The organism is Corynebacterium kroppenstedtii, from assembly GCF_016894245.1.
Classification (GTDB): domain Bacteria; phylum Actinomycetota; class Actinomycetes; order Mycobacteriales; family Mycobacteriaceae; genus Corynebacterium.
Genome location: NZ_CP069792.1, coordinates 202,805 through 219,926, shown reverse-complemented (window position 1 = coordinate 219,926; position 17,122 = coordinate 202,805). Strand labels below are relative to the sequence as shown.

Genomic DNA, 17,122 nt, shown 5'->3' with positions numbered 1-17,122 from the left:
GCATGTGCACATGCACAGGAACCGCCAAATCAGTAAGTCAGGATCCACGAAACGTTGGTGCCCGCGCCCACGGGCAGCTACGTCTACTCCAGCGCTAGCCGTCCAAGCCGTCGACGCGAACCCGATACAAATGAGGCCACAACTTGCCAGTCACATAGAGAACAGCAGGATCCGCCGGGTCGCTGGCCACGCCATTCAACACGTTCTCACCCGTAGCGCCCCGTGACGGGGGCAATCCCGACGCATCGATTACGCTGGTCACACGACCGCTCGTAGGGTCAATGACGATGAGTTCCTCGCTATGCCACACATTGGCCACAATTCGGTTGTGAGCGCAGTCTAATTCGTTAATATTGCCGACGGGCCGACCATCCAATGTCACCGATAGCGAGGAACGCTCCTCGAACGTGTCAGGGTCGCGCCGGGTGAGTTTACTGCTCCCGTCGCTCATGAGAAGGCTATGGCCGTCGTAACACAGCCCCCACCCCTCGCCCTCGTAGTGGGCTGAGCCTGTCTCCGCCAATGACTGACGGTCGCGTCGGATAGCGTGGCCCGATTTCCACGTTAACTGCCACACAGAGGTCGGCGTTGCCGCGATTCCTTCTCCGAAATACTTCCGCGGTAGGTGGTGAGTATGAGCGGCGTGGCCGTCGTCGTTGAGAAAATAAACCTCCGACATGCCGTAGCGGCCAGTACTCACCAGTGTCTGCCCCTGCGGAAGGCGATCTAATCCTTCGGTGAACGCGTCCTTGGGCCAGGGAAGTGTGTCAAGAACTGTGATCGAACGGATCGGAATTGTCCCACGAGTGGCTAAAGACGAGATAGACGAACCGTGTGGGGCTCCGCGGGTATCTGAAGAGCCGCGAGTCGCTCCGGGCTCATGTGCAGACGTTGTTGACGTGGGTGGGTGGTGTGACCACGACGCGACAATGATCATCCCGCAAACTGTAATGAGAACGATGCCGATGAGCATCGTGATGAGGGTTAATCGATACCGTCTTGAACCCATTGTGCTCCACGGCGGACAGCTTCTCGCTGCCACATATAAACCCCATAACCTAAAACACCCGTGATGGCGCCGATAATGCTGGTCCACACCAACTGGTCAGTCCACCCGCGAGTGAGTCCAAAACACACCGCACCCAGCACCCATACGATGATTCCTACGATAAGAGCAGGCCGCGGATCTTCGAGGGCTCGGGGGAGCCGGGGAAGGGTAACGTCCTGCAGCGGTTTCGAGTGGAATTGGAATTTAGGGCTCACACGTGCCAACTTACCCTTGTGGGGTTTTCCTCCCCACCCGTCCCAAATCTCACCCGTACCAAGCGCTCCTCGGTGCGGCTTCACTCATGTGCAGGAGTTCCGATGTCCAACAATGCTTCCTCCACGGACGCGGCGACGGCTCCGTCGTCGAAGAAGAAAAGACGATCCGCGCTGGACAATTATTTCCACATTTCTGAGCGAGGATCCACCCTGAGTACGGAAGTCCGTGCCGGCGTGGTGACCTTTTTCGCGATGGCGTACATCGTGCTTCTCAATCCTCTTATCCTGGGGAGCGTTCCCGATCACACCGGGACGGAACTGGGTATTCCGCGAGTCGCGGCCGTTACCGCTCTTGCCGCTGGTGTGATGACCATCGTCTTCGGCCTGATCGCCCGGTATCCCTTTGGCATCGCGACGGGCCTCGGAATTAACACGCTGGTGGCGGTCACTTTGGTGTCGACCGAAGGGCTTACATGGCCGCAAGCGATGGGGCTCATTGTTATTGACGGCATCATCATCGTGATACTGGCCGTCACCGGGTTCCGCGTCGCGGTTTTTAACGCTATCCCCGCGCCGATGAAGACAGCAATGACTGTCGGCATCGGTCTTTTTATTGCCATCATCGGTTTTGTCGACGGTGGTTTTGTCCGTCGCATTCCCGATTCCGCCCACACCACCGTCCCTGTTGAACTAGGCATCGGCGGGTCCATCGCTTCATGGCCGACGGCCGTTTTCCTGCTTGGCTTGTTGATTTGCGGCGTGCTCGTGGCCCGCAATGTTCGTGGCGGACTATTTATCGGCATCGTGGCGAACACGATTATCGCGATGATTGTTGAGGCGCTCACTCACTCGGGGGCGTCAGTAAAGAATGGCCAGCCCAACCCGAAAGGTTGGAACTTGGCGGTCCCCGGCATTCCCGATTCGTGGGCAGGAGCCCCGGATCTGTCGTTGGTGGGCAAGGTGGACCTCGTTGGTGCGTTTACCGAGGTGGGCGTGCTGACGGCCACGTTGTTGGTGTTCACACTTGTGCTGGCCAATTTCTTTGATGCCATGGGGACGATGACTGGCCTGGGTAAGCAAGCCGGTTTGGTGGATGAGACCGGTGTCTTGCCGGATATGAAGCAGGCACTGGTTGTGGAGGGCACCGGCGCGATTGTCGGTGGCGCGGTGTCCTCGTCGTCGAACACAGTATTCGTGGATTCTGCCGCAGGTATTGCCGATGGTGCCCGTACAGGCATGGCGAATGTTGTTACTGGCGTTCTATTCCTGGTTGCCATGTTTTTGACTCCGCTCTATGAGGTTGTTCCCACAGAGGCGGCTGCTCCGGTGCTCGTTATCGTGGGTGCCTTGATGGTGGGGCAAATCCGGGAGATTGATTTTTCACAATTCACGACGGCCCTTCCGGCCTTTTTAACGATCGTGGTTATGCCCTTCACGTATTCCATTGCTAACGGTATTGGGATAGGTTTCATTACTTATGCCGTGATGGAAACTGCAGCCGGACGGGCAAAGAAAGTGCATCCGTTGATGTGGATTGTGGCAATCTTGTTCGTTGTGTACTTCGGCATCGACCCCATTCGGGACGCCGTGAGTTAAATGGTCGTAAGTGAGATGAGGGACACTCGAGTTATATGAAGAACGCGGTGAGTGAGTGGAGGCGACAATGAACGATCATGATGTCGTTTATATCGACGATCCGTCAGACCCGAGGCTCGACGATTTCCGAAACCTCAACCATTCGGACAAGCGCCCTGATATGCCTGGTGGGAAAGGCTTCGTGATCGCCGAAGGCCTTCTGGTAGTTCCCCGTCTGGTTCGTTCGCGTTTTCCGGTACGGGCCATCATGGGGACTAGGGCTAAGCTTCATTCACTTCTTGCCGACGCTCACCTCGCGGAGGCCATCGCGAAGGCCAATATCCCCCTGTGGTGTGTGTCCCGCGACGTCATGGCGGAGGTTGTTGGCTTTGATATGCACCGTGGTTTGTTAGCATCGGCGAACCGCGTGGACGTGCCGTCGATCAGTGATGTTCTTGATGAACTGGATGCCCAACGAGACCGCCCTGATCAGCCTCCCGTGAGCGGGACAGTTGCCGTGCTGGAGGGCGTGGGCGACCATGAGAACATTGGTGCTTTGTTCCGCAACGCTGCAGGGCTGGGCGTGGATGCCGTCTTCTTTGGGGCTGGCTGCGCGGATCCGCTTTACCGGCGTGTGGTTCGCGTATCGATGGGACATGTGCTGCGCGTCCCCTTTGCTTATTTCGATGGCAACCGTTCGACGTGGCAGCGTGGATTGTCGGAACTACAGCAGCGCGGGTACCGATGTGTGGCATTGACTCCGTCTGATGATGCGGTCATGTTGCCCGAAGCCCTGAACGGCGCGCAGCGGGTGGCGTTAATGGTGGGGGCCGAAGGCCCAGGTTTAACCGAACATGCGATGAGAGCTAGTGATGTGAGGGCCCGCATCCCGATGTCCCCGGGGACGGATTCGTTGAATGTTGCAACCGCAGCAGCGATGGGGTTTTATGAGCGCGCTCGAACATCGATAGTGGGTTGAGGGTGATATGGTGTGGCGGCGCCGAGGCCCGGCCGGTGTGGTGATAAGAACACCTGCGATCGTGGACTTAATCGCGTGGTTCGCGACGCCCAGTCTTCCGCGCACGTGCCCGAACGCGATCACCCACCGCGTGAGGGAGTGAAGCTAGCGCTTGTCCTCCCCGTAGGGCAGCACGACCAGCAAAAGCGACGCCACGTTTCACGAACGCGGACACGTCAGAGCGGTCAATGTCGGCCCATTCGCGTACGGAAAATGGCGGGACGTGAGCGTAATCGTCGTAGTCAGAATCATGATCGGCCGGGAGACTGTCATCAATCCACTCCTCGTCATCTGCCCGTCGCGGATGCGGATTGTCAGGAGAGGCGTTTCCGTCGCCAGTGGTGGTGTGTCGTCGGAAAGGGGAGTGCCCTCGCCGGGAAGAAGACCCCGCAGCATGATCGAGGGGTAGACGGGACGCAGGGCGACCATCGATGGCGAATGCTGCGACGGGAACATCCATAGACGTCGATGACAAGGAAAGGCCTAGCCAGGAGTGAAGTGCCTCCATAGCCAACTCGGCGGGAACGAAGGGAAGCTCGATTCCACGGTGAGCACCATGTGATCGTTCCCCGGCCCAAAACGGCGTTTCGAAGGGTTCCGGCAGCCCCGTGTCTTCGAAGATGGAGACGCGATTAGAGCAGAATGACCGCTCTAATTTGCCTTCATGCCAATGCGCGAATCCGCCCAGCTGACTGTGATCGTCGGCGGCAAAAGCGTAAATATCGGAGGCAGGAATCGACTCGATCAGTTTCATGGGCAATGAGGACAGGTGCGACACATCAAACTCGTAGCCAGGAAATGATGCCGGTACATATTGAATAACGGCCACACCGTCGAATCCGCCGATATAGATTTCACCGTGGCCGGCCGATGTAGATCTATTAAGAGGAAAGTCTCCCATGTGGGTGACGGGCCATTGAGGGTTGAGCTGGGCAAGCAGTTTTCGACCAAACCCGCGATCGGGGGCGGGGTCATTGGCGAAGACATCCCGGGGGTGAGCTGTGCTGGTGCACCAAATGGTGACCGTAGCCGAGGGGAACGGGTACTTCACGATAGGTACAGACCCGTGGGGAGTGAAGCCGGTGCTGGAATTTGTTCCAGATGAATCCGACGTGTTAGCCATGTCGTCCCTCCGTTACTCACAGATATGCCGTCTCACACAGGTGTGCGGGCAGCTCTGTGTGGACAGTGTCCAGCTTAGTCGTGGTCTCGGGTGTGGTTGCCTCGGTTGCGCGGGGGATCCGACCGGTTTGTCCGCACTCCTAACAAGACATCCTCCCAGTGGGGAGTCACAGCTTTCCGACGGCGACGAGGACGGGATTCGCTGTCGGGGTGTTGTAAGAATGCGTCTTCATTGTCGGATGAGGATCCAGCGTGACCATTGGATGCGTGATCGTTGTTCGAACCGTCGTAGTCATCGCTTGTGCTGGCCGGACCACCACCGCGGTGTTGGTGATCGTTAGCTGTCGGTGATCCTTTGGGCGAGGATTGATTCGCCCGCCTGGATCGGTGGTCATCGAGTCCGACGATTTCCATGCGCCCTGTGCGACGGCGTTGTGTCCGTCGTCCGCGACCACCAGTTGCCCGAGACGGGTGAGAGTGAGACTGCTCGTCTGTGTCCGCGCCGGGCTGTTCATCGCCATCGGCTGATTCCTTGTTGGGTGACGAGGGGGAGGCGCTCGGGGTGGCGTCGTCGAAGTCCTCAGCGGTTTCGTCGTAATCGAAGTCAGGATCGCCATCGGTGTGCAGCCCGTGGATCTGTCCTGATTCCTGACTGCGATTGTCGGAGCTTGTTGACGACGGGAAACGTGTGGATCCTCCCTGGCTTCTGGTGCGGGACCATGCGCGGCCAGGCGATGGGCGGCCGAAGTCGGGGTCGACAAGTTCCGTTGCAGCTTCATTACGTGCCACTGTTGTGGCTGAGAGCCCATCGGAATGGTAACTCCATTCCGCGGTGACATCGGACATTCCCGATGCCCAGGTCAAGGTGATAATCCACAGGCGGGCGTCGTTGCGGTAGGCGTCCCACGTAGCTTCCGACAGGTCCATTCCGCGTGCCGTGAACGCGGTAGCGAGGACGTCGTCAAGAGTTAGTGTGGAGGGGCCATCTTGTCGAACGGGGTGTGATTGGCGGGCAACAGTGGTCATGCGCTCGCGTTCAGCGAGAATGGGATGCGCGAAGGGCTCAATTTTTCCTTGCGACATCCCGGAGGCGCGGACGAGGTCTTCGATCGATTCACCGCCGCGTATGCGCGCCTGGATTTCTCGTGGGGTAAGGACGACGGTCGGGGTCGACGAAGCCCTTACCGATTCGCTCTGTTCTGGTGTGACGGAGCCTGATCCTGCAGAGTCTGATTCTGCAGAGTCTGATTCTGCAGAGTCTGATTCTGCAATGTCCGCTGTGGCATGATCATCGGAGTCTTTTTCGTTATCGACGGCTGGACTGCTGTCTGCGTGAGACGAGTCGGAGTCGTCGAACTGAGAGGCTCCTTCTGCCGTGGTAGCTGTGTTGGAGGAATTAGCTGAGCCAGTGGCATCTGCGGCATCACCCAGTAACCGGCGTAGGGCAGATCGTGTGGCTGCAGTGAGGGGGAGATTGAATTGCGCTAGCGCAGTGTTGTCCTCCTGTGAGGAATCCGGTGAGGGAGCTGCAGGGGAGGATACATCGGAACGGTGTGGTTCCGAGGTAGCAAAAACCAGGTAGTCGTCGGTGCATTCCTCGGGGATGAGGGAAATTGTCTGCATTACTACCTCCTGGTCACACAAGCCGGGATGGAACTCCCATTCCTTATGCCATCATTCACGATGGCATCGTTCATTCTCATGCACCGTTTTACGCTTATGCGAAGGGTCCAGAGAACGGATGTTAACGAATGGCCGTGAGTGGCATAGCCATACGTATATCCCGACTTTTTTCTCAGATACCCCTATACCTTAGCTGGATTAAGCAAATAGCGGTGATATACGCGCTGGATAGTGCGCATATATCTGGTCCGCTAACCCCTGGAGTAACTGCTATTACGCTTTCTCTGCGGCTAGTTCATTATCCAGAATGTAATTAATGGCAGATACTAACTTCTCTACATCCGCGGTATCGATGGCCGGGAATGTGCCAATACGCAGCTGGTTCCTCCCAAGCTTGCGGTAAGGCTCTGTGTCCACGATGCCGTTAGCACGCAAGATGGCTGCGATTCGCGCTGCGTCAATGGCATCGTCGAAATCAATGGTTGTGACGACGAGGGACCGCCCCTCTGGATCGGCGACGAATGGTTGCGTCTCGGGGCGATTTTCAGCCCAATCGTAAATTACACGTGACGAGGCAGATGTGCGCTGGACCATTCCGTCGAGTCCATCGTTGTTATTCATCCATTGCACTTGCTTATCCATCATCAGTAGCGTCGCCACTGCCGGAGTGTTGTATGTTTGGTTCTTCCGTGAATTATTGACAGCAGTCTGCAAATCCAGGAACGCGGGAATAAACCGATCAGAGTGTGAAATCCGCTCGATCCTTTCCAGTGCCGCCGGGCTCATCGCGGCGAACCACAGGCCGCCATCGGATGCGAAGCATTTCTGCGGTGAAAAGTAGTAAGCATCGACATTCCGAATATCGACGGGTAAGCCACCAGCTCCCGAGGTTGCGTCGATAAGGACGAGTCCGTCACCCGATGGCCGTTCTACGGGAACCATTGCCCCCGTTGACGTTTCGTTGTGTGCCCAGGCGACAACATCCGCGTCGACATTGTTGAGTTCCGAGGGGGAAGGAGCAGTGCCTGGGTTGCTTTCGCGGACGATCGGAGCGTCCAACCAGGGAGCGCGCTCGGATGCGGCCGCGAATTTGCCTGAAAACTCTCCGTACTTCAGATGGGCGGAGCGGTGTTCAATCAGGCTGAACGTTGCTGCGTCCCAAAACGCGGTAGCGCCGCCTAGTGAGACGACGATTTCGTAGCCGTCGGGAAGCTGAAAGAGTGATGTCAGGCCTTCCTGGATAGAAGCGACGATGTTTTTGACCCCGGGCTTGCGGTGCGAGGTTCCCATAATGGTTGTCGCGCCCTGATCAATGGCCTTTATTTGCTCAAGGCGGATTTTGGAGGGGCCACAACCGAAGCGGCCGTCGTGGGGGAGTAGTTCTTTAGGAAGGCGGGGTGCGGTAGAGGGGGTTGATGATGCAGTGGGTGTCATTGTGATCCTGTGTGCAGATTTGTATGGCCCCGGGGTCGTGAACCTCTGGGGACCGTGTGTTGTTGGGGATCATAGTGATGCAGTCGCGAATAAGCGAATAAAAACCACAAAACTGTTTAAAATGCGTACATCGTCCTCCGTTGACCCGGTGAGTAACCCTGAAAGAGGGTGGATTTCTGGCCGTTGAATGGTAACTGTCGTGCACGTCACAACCTTTGTTAAACTGTGCGGCATACCATTACTCGGGTATGTCTGCTGTCGCCCCCACGTGAGTGAGGTTCTACACTAGATCGTGAAGAGGGCAGGTCTTCAGTATTTGTCCAATATTCCAGATGATGGATGCCGTGAATCGGCGAACATCGGATAACAAAGGGAAGACCGCCCTCGAAAGTGTATGAGTGCAGGGAAAACTTAAGCGAGCGCCAGCTCCATATGGCATAACCACTGCTTTCGGAGAAAGGGAAAACATGGCTGACAACAATGCTGCAGAGGCCAAGGATAAGGCTGTACTCACCTACCCGGGAGGCAGCTATGAAATGCCGATCGTTAAAGCAACCGATGGGAACGACGGTATTGCCCTGGGGAAGCTGCTCCAGGAAACTGGCTACGTTACCCTCGATCCGGGGTATGTAAATACAGGTTCCACGCTGTCCAATATCACCTACATTGATGGTGCAAATGGAATTCTTCGTTACCGTGGGTATCCCATCGAAGAACTAGCTGAGAAAGCAACCTTCAATGAAGTCTCTTACCTTTTGATTAACGGTGAGCTCCCCAACCAAGAACAGCTCGACGAATTTAACCGCAATATTCGCCGGCATACGTTGGTTGATGAAGACTTTAAGGATCATTTCTCCATTTTCCCGCGGTCATCACACCCCATGGCCGTTATTGCTTCTGCGTTGAACGTGTTGTCCACCTATTACCAGGATTCGCTCGATCCGCTCGACCCAGATATGCAGAAGCTCAACACCTATCGCCTGATGGCGAAGGTTCCAGTACTGGCCGCCTACTCTCACCGTGCCCGTCGTGGCCAGCCGTTCATGTATCCGGATAATAGTTTGAACGCCCGCCAGAACTTCATGCGTATGATGTTCGGCTATCCGACGGAAGACTACGAAGTTGACCCCGTCCTGACTAAGGCCCTGGATCAGCTCCTTATCCTCCACGCAGATCATGAGCAGAATTGTTCCACTTCAACGGTTCGCATGGTGTCCTCCGCGCAGGCCAACATGTTTGTCTCGATCGCTGCTGGCTTTAATGCGTTGTCGGGTCCGCTTCATGGTGGCGCTAACCAGGCAGTTCTGGAAATGCTCCAGGAGATTAAGGACAACGGCGGCGACGCCACTGAGTTCATGAACAAGGTGAAGAATAAGGAAGACGGCGTGAAGCTGATGGGCTTCGGTCACCGCGTCTACAAGAGCTACGATCCGCGCGCTGCAATTGTGAAAAAGACGGCGGACCGAGTGCTCAACCACCTTGGCGTCAACGACGATCTCCTCGAAATCGCCGTGAACCTCGAAGAAATCGCCCTTAAAGACGACTACTTCATCGACCGCAAGCTGTACCCGAACGTCGACTTCTACACTGGCCTCATTTACCGGGCCATGGGCTTCCCGACCAACTTCTTTACCGTCTTGTTCGGTATGGGCCGCCTGCCGGGGTGGATTGCTCAGCACCTTGAGCTCGTGAACGATAAATCGTCACGCATCAACCGCCCGCGCCAGGTGTACACGGGGTACTCTGAGCGCCACGTCGTCCCGCGCAAAGAACGCTAAACACGAAGATCCGGTGCCACGAGGCACCCCGCCGTGAGCCAAGTTCGTCATTACCAGCTACTCTGGTGAGCCGAGCTTGGCTCATTGCTTTGTCAGTCCCCCTGTACCAGCGAGTCTGAAACAAAAGGAGAAAATCTCATGAGTAAGCCAACTATCGAAGTCCAATCGGGTCCTGCCCCGCAAGATCTCCTCATTGAAGACATCACGGTAGGGGACGGTCCTGAAGCGCAAGCGGGATCGAATGTTGAGGTTCACTACGTGGGTGTGGACTTCGAAACCGGCGAAGAATTCGATTCCTCATGGGATCGCGGGCAAACCATCACGTTCCCGCTCACTGGTCTGATCGCCGGATGGCAGGAAGGTATTCCGGGCATGCGTGTCGGAGGGCGCCGGAAGCTGACGATACCGCCAGACATGGCTTATGGGCCCGCCGGCACCGGTCACCCGCTTGGCGGCCGAACCCTCGTATTTGTTATCGACCTTGTGGACGTGAAATAAGGCTGCCGCGATCTGGCGCAAATGATGTCACGCCTGCTGGCAGCAGCGTGTCAGGATTGTTGCGTAGCCTATGCGCAGCGTAGAAGCGAAGCTGTCTCCCAAGCTGCACATGCTCTCGATATTGAGAGCCACCCCACCACCGCACACACAAGCATTGCCCCCAGGGAAACAGGTTTCGCAGGAGACAAAGGTCGGGAGACAGAATAATGACCACCGATCTAGTGGCGTCGGCAAGCGAGCACATTGCGACACGAGACGCGGTAGATTCGCCTGATTTATTTACTGAGACCGGACAAGTCCCTCATCCTTCATCCGGGTTAATACTGCTGCGGCGTTGCCAGAACTCCAACGGGCAGTGCCATTGATGGCCCCCGGGTCCGTGAAGAGATCAATGTGGGAGGACTGAACCCCTTAACGCGATTTCTCCATGATTATGGTCCCGACACGCACGCGACCTCTACACGATCGTGGCGAGCCGTTCATAATGAGCCAAACGCTGTTCACGCCCACGTCGCAACGTTGAATTCAGCTTAATTTCCCACAAGGCGTGAGCAATGGCGTCAATGACCACTTTGCTGTCGGTTTCGGGATCGGTGTTACCCAATGCTGGGATAAGGCGATCGACAATACCGCGTTCATGAAGCTTATTTGCCGAAACTGACTGGTTTTCCATCATGTCTGGCGCATGATCGATATCCCGATACATAATTGCGCTGGCCCCCTCCGGAGGGAGAGGAGCCAACCACGCATCTTCACACGCCAGAACCTGATCGGCAGGAATCATTGATAGGGCGGCACCTCCACACCCCTGGCCGATAATGACCGACACTGTAGGCACGTCGATATCGAGAATCTCAGCCAGCGTGCGCGCGATGGAACGAGCCATTCCAGTCCGCTCCGCGCGATCTGACAGCTCACCACCAGGAGTATCGATAACGCTGACCAGTGGGATCCCCAACTCATGGGCCAGGGTGATTCCGCGCCGGGCGAAACGCATAGCCTCTGTGCTCAACGGCCAATCGCCTAACGGTTCTTGTGCGGTTCGGTCCATTCCGACGAAGACGAGGGATTGGTCATTGATTCTGGTTAACCCCACGATGACGGCTTCAGACATTCGCCCATCCCCGGTGCCAGAGAGTTGAATCCAGTGGTTGGAGAGAGCATTTACGAGATCAGCGGCGCTGGTTCGTCGTGGATGTCGAGTTCGTGTAATGGCGTCCCACGCTGACCTAATCTCACCTGATGGCGGTGTAGGCTCGGCCGGTTCGGTGGCGTGATCAGGGCGAATAAGAACGTCGAAAAGCTGTGTAAATTGCCGACGAAGCCCTGCGGGATCGATGACTCCATCAATCACCCCGTGGCGGGAAAGATACTCGCCTGTCTGAACCCCAGGTGATAGAGGCTTGCCCGTCGTGAGCTCAACGACGCGGGGACCCAGAAAACCCAGCGTGGCGCCGGGCTGTGCGAAGGTGAGGTGCCCCGCGGAGCCCCAGGAGGCCATGGCCCCACCCGTCGTTGGGTGGCGGAGATACACCAAGTAAGGCAAATGCTGGTCTTTATGCCGATGAATAGCAGCGGTGATCGAAATCATCAGTGCGAAGGCCGGCGTTCCTTCTTGCATTCGCGTACCGCCAGACGCGGGAGAAATTAAGAGGGGCAAGCTTTCCGCTGTCGCGCGGTGGATGGCGTCGATAATTCGTCGTGATGTTGCGGCTCCAATGGACCCCCCAAGAAAAGAGAACTCCGAGGCAACCACGGCGACACGGTGACCGTCAATCGTTCCTGCCCCGGTGATCACGGCTTCATCAACCCCCGACTTTTCCCGCGCGCGAGCTAATGCCGCTGCGTAGTCGTCGGAAATATCTCCATAATCAGGCTTAGTATCCCAGCTATCCCATGAATCGGTATCGAGAATGTCATTGACGAGGTCATGGGCGGATAGACGCTTGGGATGAGGAGTGGACGGGGAAGACGGGGGCGGAGTGGACGAACCTGAATGTGACACCATTTTTCTAGCGTAACGCTCGCATGTCGTTCGCGAGGGGCTTTAGTGAAATGATGCGTAGGCCGGGTGTGGGGGTAGTGTTATCGCTTCGGCGCCGGATGTCAGGGAAATATAAAGTGCTTACTTAACGCTGTGAACTGGGGTTCTGCAGGACTGAGTCATAGCGTGTTCAATGGCTCGTATGGCTAACAACACTTCGAAAGCAGATACGACGCGACATAACGATGGCGGCCCGACTGCCACACTTAGTGACGGGACAGTAATCCCGCGCTTGGGATTTGGGACATGGGAATTGTCTCAGGAGGAGGCATATTCCTCGGTTCGCTCTGCAATTGCGGCGGGATTCCGACGCATTGATACCGCAATGATTTACAAGAATGAGGAATCAACGGGCAAAGCTATTCGCGATGCTATCGAGAATGGTGATGTCACTCGCGAGGAGCTTACGGTTTCAACCAAACTGTGGAACTCAGACCAGGGATATGAATCCACGTTCGAGGCATTCAACACCAGCATGGAGAAGTTGGGGCTCGATTACGTCGACATCTATTTCATTCACTGGCCGTACCCTGAAAAGAATCAATATAAAGAATCCTTCAGGGCAATGATTGATCTGCAAAATCAGGGCCGTATCCGCTCCTTGGCTGTATGTAATTTTTATCCAGAAGCAATGGATGAACTTGTTGCGGAAAATAACAAGACGCCGACTATTAACCAGATTGAACTCCACCCCGGCTTCTCGCAGGCAGCGATGCGTTCGTATGATGACCAGCACTCCATTGTGACGGAATCATGGTCGCCTTTAGCCCAGGGCAAGTACTTTGATGAGTCAGTTATTAAAGATTTGGCTGCTAAGTATGGAAAGACTCCAGCGCAAATTGTTCTTCGCTGGCACCTCGATATGGGGCTTTCTGTCTTGACCCGCTCCAAGTCTAAAGAACATGTGGAATCCAACTTCGATATCCTCGACTTTTCCTTGACGACGGACGAAGTTGAGAAGATCACCGCGTTGGATCGTGAAGACGGGCGCATCGGCGCTGATCCCAGCACCGCCAATTTTGAGTAATCCCTGCTGAGCCCGAAACGCAGCGCCCGTGGCAAGTGGGCACGACATTGGCGAAAATGCCACGCGCGTGCCGCCTGGCGCATAGCCTGTATCTATGACGAATGAGAACAATGTCACATCCACATCATTTGCTCACGACGTCGCCACGCCCCAAGCGAAGCCAACAACGTTTCGGTCGCCTGGTGGCGACGTTACCTTAGACATTGTGACCTTAGACACTTTGCCCGTGCGCAGCGACGCTCCAACCAACGGTATGGAGTGGCCGAGTGTGGCAGTGATTACTCTTCGCCGGGACCACAAGAGAAATGCGTTGAACGTCGATGTCTGTAGTCACATCGCGTCCTATGTTCACCAAGCGGAAAATATAGAGTCCGTTCGTGCCATCCTTCTTCGTGGGGAGGGTAAGGCTTTTTGTGCCGGAGCAGACCTCGCAGGCGGTGTTTATACATCCGCTTTCCATCACAACCTTGATGACATGCTGACGTCTATTACACATTCGCCCCTCCCCGTCATTGCTGACGTCCACGGCCCAGCGGTCGGTGCGGGCACCCAGTTGGCTATGGCGTGTGACCTCCGCGTCGTAGGCGAGAACGGCTGGTTTAGCGTCCCCGTCGTCCGCCTTGGTATCGCCGTCGACCCGTGGACGATTCATCGCGCTGTCGAATTACTCGGTGGCGCCCGGGCACGATCATTCCTCTATACCGCCGAGCGACTCGGGCCTGACGCCGCAGTAGAGGCAGGGTTGGCGTCGTCACGAGGAAACCACGATGATGCGTGGCAGGTTGCCGTAAAACAAGCCATGAATGCCCCTCTGACCTTGAGGTACCTTAAGGCCGTCTTTAATCAGATGGTTCCGACGGGAGTGGACCAGAGGGATTCGTCTGGAGAGGTTGGATATGACGACGAGGCTCTCCCGGCTGTTCATGAGCGCTTGCGTCAAGGGTGTTGGGATTCCGAGGACGCCGCCGAAGCGAGAGCTGCTCGGGCCGAAAAACGTTCCCCTATGTTCTGGGGCAAATAGGGCCGACTTAGGGGAGAGCGGTCCTAGAATGAGTTACGGTCAGGGCCTGTTTTTGTACCAAGGGGCGTCGAGGGCTGAGCCCCCGACAGCCGAGTCCCGACAGCCGAGCGTCGATAGTCTCGTTAATAAAGCGTTCTCTACAATGAGTGCATGGCTCAACAACAGTCCGACGCTTCGTCGTCTCATGACTCCGCGGAGTCGTCTCACTCTTCTGCTGCTGATGATGACCGCGCTTTTCACACGGATCCATCAGTGGGGTTGACCTCGCAGGAGGTTGAGGAACGTCGTCGTGACGGTAAAGGCAACACGCTGCCTGAGCGTTCCGGACGCTCAACCTGGTCGATTATTAAGGCGAATGTTTTTACCCGCATCAACGCGATGCTGGGGGTCCTCCTTGTCATCGTGCTGGCAACTGGATCATTAATTAATGCGATGTTCGGGCTGTTGATCATCGCGAACTCGGGCATAGGGATTATCCAGGAGCTTCGTGCCAAGCGGACGCTAGATAAACTCACCATCGTTGGTGAAGCTCGGCCAACCGTTCGCAGAGATGGGGAGGACCAGGAGATTTCCCGCGATGAGGTTGTGCTCGATGACCTCATTGTCTTGAAATCGGGCGTCCAAGTCGTCGTCGACGGTATCGTCGTCGAATCTGAACACGTCGATATCGACGAATCTATGCTTACCGGAGAATCTGACCCTGTGGAAAAAGCGCCGGGGGATGACGTTCTATCCGGATCGTTTGTCCAGTCTGGCCACGGGCTCTATCAAGCGACGAAAGTCGGAGCAGATTCTTACGCCGGGAAATTAACCGCAGCGGCGAATAAATTTGAGCTCACTGACTCCGAGTTGATGTCCGGAATTAACAAAATCCTTCGCATCATTACGTGGTTGTTGATTCCGACCGGAATTCTGACCATTTGGACTCAGCTGTTCCGGTCCGGAGATTCATTCCGCGACGCAGTTTTGGCCATGGTTGCTGCCCTGGTTCCGATGGTCCCTGAGGGTCTGGTCTTGATGACATCCATCGCTTTCGCGGTAGGAGTTGTGCGCCTAGGCCAGTTTAAAGCGCTGGTCAATGAGCTCCCAGCGATTGAGGGCCTGGCTCGCGTCGACGTCGTCTGCACCGATAAAACCGGCACCCTGACGGAAAACAGAATGGTGCTCAACGATGTCGTGGAAGTGAACTCGAAGCAAAAATCGGGTTCCACAAGCGATTCGTCGGTCGACGAACCATTGTCAGATTCAGACGAGGGTTGGGTCCGCGTCGATCACGACGTCTTGGGTGCGTTGGCGTCCTTAATCGCGGCGGATGACGATAAGAATGACACGTCGGAGGCCATTGCTGAGGGAATTCACGATCTCGATCCTGACACGGAAGTCATGGATCCCACGGATACGAAGGCCTTTTCGTCGGCACGGAAATGGTCGGGGGCTAATTTTGGTGAGACAACGTGGGTCATGGGTGCTCCGGATGTAATCGCGCTACCGGGTTCCGATGCGGCTCAAGCAGCCGATGAGGTAGGCCGACGAGGTCTGCGAGTTTTGCTTCTAGCCCAGACTTCGAAAAAACTCGACGACATTACTGCGACGCCTAAAGAACCCGGCGATGATGACCTCACCCCCCGGGGGCTAATCGTCCTCGAGCAGAAAGTACGCGATGATGCGCCAGAGACGATTGAATACTTTGACCGCGAGAAAATGCACGTCAAGGTTATTTCTGGGGATAACGCAGAGTCAGTGGGGGCTGTGGCGTCGTCGGTGGGTATTGATAGTTCGAAGACCATCGATGCCCGTGAACTCCCTGATTTCGAGTCCAGCCAAGACAAATTCGACGAGGTTGTAGAAGAGTCAACGGTGTTTGGACGCGTCACCCCGGAACAAAAGCGCGCCATGGTCGGCGCGCTGCAGCGTAACAACCACACCGTCGCGATGACGGGTGACGGAGTGAACGATGTGTTGGCATTGAAGGATGCCAATATCGGTGTGGCGATGGGTGCAGGCTCCCCGGCGACGCGGTCGGTCGCCCAGCTGGTGTTGCTCAATAATTCGTTTGCGACGCTGCCCCATGTTGTTGCCGAAGGCCGCAGGGTCATTGGCAACATCGAGCGTGTCGCTAACCTTTTCTTGACGAAAACCGTGTACTCGGTGTTGCTGGCCCTCATCGTCGGGATCTTTGGGATGAGCTACCCCTTCCAACCCATTCACGTGACAATGACAGGCTGGTTCACGATCGGGATCCCGGCGTTTATTTTGTCGCTGGCACCGAACCATGAACGGGCAAAATCAGGTTTCGTCGGCCGTGTCCTACGGTTGGCGGTTCCGTCGGGAATTCTCATTGGTGCGGTGACCGTCGGGTTCTGGCTGTGGGTCACTCGAGACAACTTTGATCGAGCACAAGCTTCGACAGCGACGTTGACTGTGATGATCACGATGGCGTTATGGGTGCTCATCGTGGTTGCTCGCCCGTACAAACTGTGGAAGATCGTTCTGCTGGTGGTATCGGCCTTGGCTTATGTCGTGATTTTCTCGGTCCCATGGATTGCCCATATTTTGTTGCTGGATCCGACAAATCTCGGGCTGATGACCCAAGCGCTCATTGTCGGCGGGGTCGGATGTGTGGCCATTGAAATCGCATGGTGGATCAGCCACACGAAGCGCGGCGATGCTCAGCTATGGGATCACTCGGAAACCGAAGGCGTGTTCAAGTATTAATATT

13 protein-coding genes are annotated in these 17,122 nt (G+C 56.1%); 7 read left to right on the top strand and 6 right to left on the bottom strand.

Going from position 1 to position 17,122, the window contains the following annotated elements:
* Positions 1 to 94: 94 nt before the first annotated feature.
* Both I6J23_RS01080 and I6J23_RS01075 read right to left on the bottom strand, forming a co-directional pair.
* Complete coding sequence (locus I6J23_RS01080; RefSeq protein ID WP_204582208.1) at positions 95 to 1,009, bottom strand: glutaminyl-peptide cyclotransferase; 915 nt, start codon at positions 1,007 to 1,009, stop codon at positions 95 to 97.
* Positions 985 to 1,263 (bottom strand): DUF2530 domain-containing protein, encoded by a 279-nt coding sequence (locus tag I6J23_RS01075; RefSeq protein WP_204582207.1) that lies wholly within the window; start codon positions 1,261 to 1,263, stop codon positions 985 to 987. Before I6J23_RS01075 ends, I6J23_RS01080 begins: the two co-directional genes overlap by 25 nt.
* Positions 1,264 to 1,365: 102 nt before the next feature.
* Between I6J23_RS01075 and I6J23_RS01070 the strand changes: the two genes are divergently transcribed.
* Positions 1,366 to 2,859 carry an NCS2 family permease gene (locus tag I6J23_RS01070; RefSeq protein ID WP_204582206.1) on the top strand — a complete coding sequence of 498 codons (1,494 nt, stop codon included), beginning with the start codon at positions 1,366 to 1,368 and terminating at the stop codon, positions 2,857 to 2,859.
* Between the two features lie 67 nt (positions 2,860 to 2,926).
* Entirely contained in the window at positions 2,927 to 3,817 is an 891-nt protein-coding gene (locus I6J23_RS01065) for a TrmH family RNA methyltransferase (protein ID WP_204582205.1), read from the top strand.
* 67 nt (positions 3,818 to 3,884) lie between these two features.
* On the opposite strand, the gene I6J23_RS01060 is transcribed toward I6J23_RS01065, so the two are convergent.
* The 3 genes from I6J23_RS01060 to serC form a co-directional block, all read right to left on the bottom strand.
* Positions 3,885 to 4,979 carry a DUF6928 family protein gene (locus I6J23_RS01060; protein WP_239454935.1) on the bottom strand — a complete coding sequence of 365 codons (1,095 nt, stop codon included), beginning with the start codon at positions 4,977 to 4,979 and terminating at the stop codon, positions 3,885 to 3,887.
* Between the two features lie 74 nt (positions 4,980 to 5,053).
* Entirely contained in the window at positions 5,054 to 6,601 is a 1,548-nt protein-coding gene (gene sepH, locus I6J23_RS10800; RefSeq protein WP_204582204.1) for a septation protein SepH, read from the bottom strand.
* 273 nt (positions 6,602 to 6,874) lie between these two features.
* A complete protein-coding gene (gene serC, locus I6J23_RS01050; protein WP_204582203.1) occupies positions 6,875 to 8,035 on the bottom strand; it encodes a phosphoserine transaminase in 1,161 nt (386 codons plus the stop codon).
* A 467-nt stretch (positions 8,036 to 8,502) separates the two neighbouring features.
* Here serC and I6J23_RS01045 point away from each other — a divergent pair, with 467 nt between their 5' ends.
* Together I6J23_RS01045 and I6J23_RS01040 are read left to right on the top strand one after the other, a co-directional pair.
* The gene (locus tag I6J23_RS01045) at positions 8,503 to 9,813 is read left to right on the top strand and encodes a citrate synthase (protein WP_204582202.1); all 1,311 of its coding nucleotides are present in this window, start codon (positions 8,503 to 8,505) and stop codon (positions 9,811 to 9,813) included.
* A 138-nt stretch (positions 9,814 to 9,951) separates the two neighbouring features.
* Positions 9,952 to 10,311 carry an FKBP-type peptidyl-prolyl cis-trans isomerase gene (locus tag I6J23_RS01040; RefSeq protein ID WP_012731110.1) on the top strand — a complete coding sequence of 120 codons (360 nt, stop codon included), beginning with the start codon at positions 9,952 to 9,954 and terminating at the stop codon, positions 10,309 to 10,311.
* A gap of 457 nt (positions 10,312 to 10,768) precedes the next feature.
* Here I6J23_RS01040 and I6J23_RS01035 read toward each other — a convergent pair whose 3' ends face one another.
* The gene (locus I6J23_RS01035) at positions 10,769 to 12,319 is read right to left on the bottom strand and encodes an acetyl-CoA carboxylase carboxyltransferase subunit alpha/beta (protein WP_239454934.1); all 1,551 of its coding nucleotides are present in this window, start codon (positions 12,317 to 12,319) and stop codon (positions 10,769 to 10,771) included.
* 178 nt (positions 12,320 to 12,497) lie between these two features.
* Between I6J23_RS01035 and I6J23_RS01030 the strand changes: the two genes are divergently transcribed.
* From I6J23_RS01030 to I6J23_RS01020, 3 genes are all read left to right on the top strand, one after another.
* Positions 12,498 to 13,382 carry an aldo/keto reductase gene (locus I6J23_RS01030; protein ID WP_343287136.1) on the top strand — a complete coding sequence of 295 codons (885 nt, stop codon included), beginning with the start codon at positions 12,498 to 12,500 and terminating at the stop codon, positions 13,380 to 13,382.
* 94 nt (positions 13,383 to 13,476) lie between these two features.
* Positions 13,477 to 14,403: an enoyl-CoA hydratase gene (locus I6J23_RS01025; protein WP_239454933.1), complete on the top strand. Its 927-nt coding sequence runs from the start codon at positions 13,477 to 13,479 to the stop codon at positions 14,401 to 14,403.
* A gap of 150 nt (positions 14,404 to 14,553) precedes the next feature.
* Positions 14,554 to 17,118 (top strand): HAD-IC family P-type ATPase, encoded by a 2,565-nt coding sequence (locus tag I6J23_RS01020; RefSeq protein WP_204582200.1) that lies wholly within the window; start codon positions 14,554 to 14,556, stop codon positions 17,116 to 17,118.
* Positions 17,119 to 17,122 lie beyond the last annotated feature (4 nt).

What these genes read in the sequence shown, in the direction of transcription:
- I6J23_RS01035 (WP_239454934.1), bottom strand. Translation starts at nt 12,319, where the DNA reads ATGGTGTCACATTCAGGTTCGTCCACTCCGCCCCCGTCTTCCCCGTCC.
- I6J23_RS01060 (WP_239454935.1), bottom strand. Translation starts at nt 4,979, where the DNA reads ATGGCTAACACGTCGGATTCATCTGGAACAAATTCCAGCACCGGCTTC.
- I6J23_RS01020 (WP_204582200.1), top strand. Translation starts at nt 14,554, where the DNA reads ATGGCTCAACAACAGTCCGACGCTTCGTCGTCTCATGACTCCGCGGAG.
- I6J23_RS01045 (WP_204582202.1), top strand. Translation starts at nt 8,503, where the DNA reads ATGGCTGACAACAATGCTGCAGAGGCCAAGGATAAGGCTGTACTCACC.
- I6J23_RS01065 (WP_204582205.1), top strand. Translation starts at nt 2,927, where the DNA reads ATGAACGATCATGATGTCGTTTATATCGACGATCCGTCAGACCCGAGG.
- I6J23_RS01025 (WP_239454933.1), top strand. Translation starts at nt 13,477, where the DNA reads ATGACGAATGAGAACAATGTCACATCCACATCATTTGCTCACGACGTC.
- sepH (WP_204582204.1), bottom strand. Translation starts at nt 6,601, where the DNA reads ATGCAGACAATTTCCCTCATCCCCGAGGAATGCACCGACGACTACCTG.
- serC (WP_204582203.1), bottom strand. Translation starts at nt 8,035, where the DNA reads ATGACACCCACTGCATCATCAACCCCCTCTACCGCACCCCGCCTTCCT.
- I6J23_RS01030 (WP_343287136.1), top strand. Translation starts at nt 12,498, where the DNA reads ATGGCTAACAACACTTCGAAAGCAGATACGACGCGACATAACGATGGC.
- I6J23_RS01070 (WP_204582206.1), top strand. Translation starts at nt 1,366, where the DNA reads ATGTCCAACAATGCTTCCTCCACGGACGCGGCGACGGCTCCGTCGTCG.
- I6J23_RS01080 (WP_204582208.1), bottom strand. Translation starts at nt 1,009, where the DNA reads ATGGGTTCAAGACGGTATCGATTAACCCTCATCACGATGCTCATCGGC.
- I6J23_RS01040 (WP_012731110.1), top strand. Translation starts at nt 9,952, where the DNA reads ATGAGTAAGCCAACTATCGAAGTCCAATCGGGTCCTGCCCCGCAAGAT.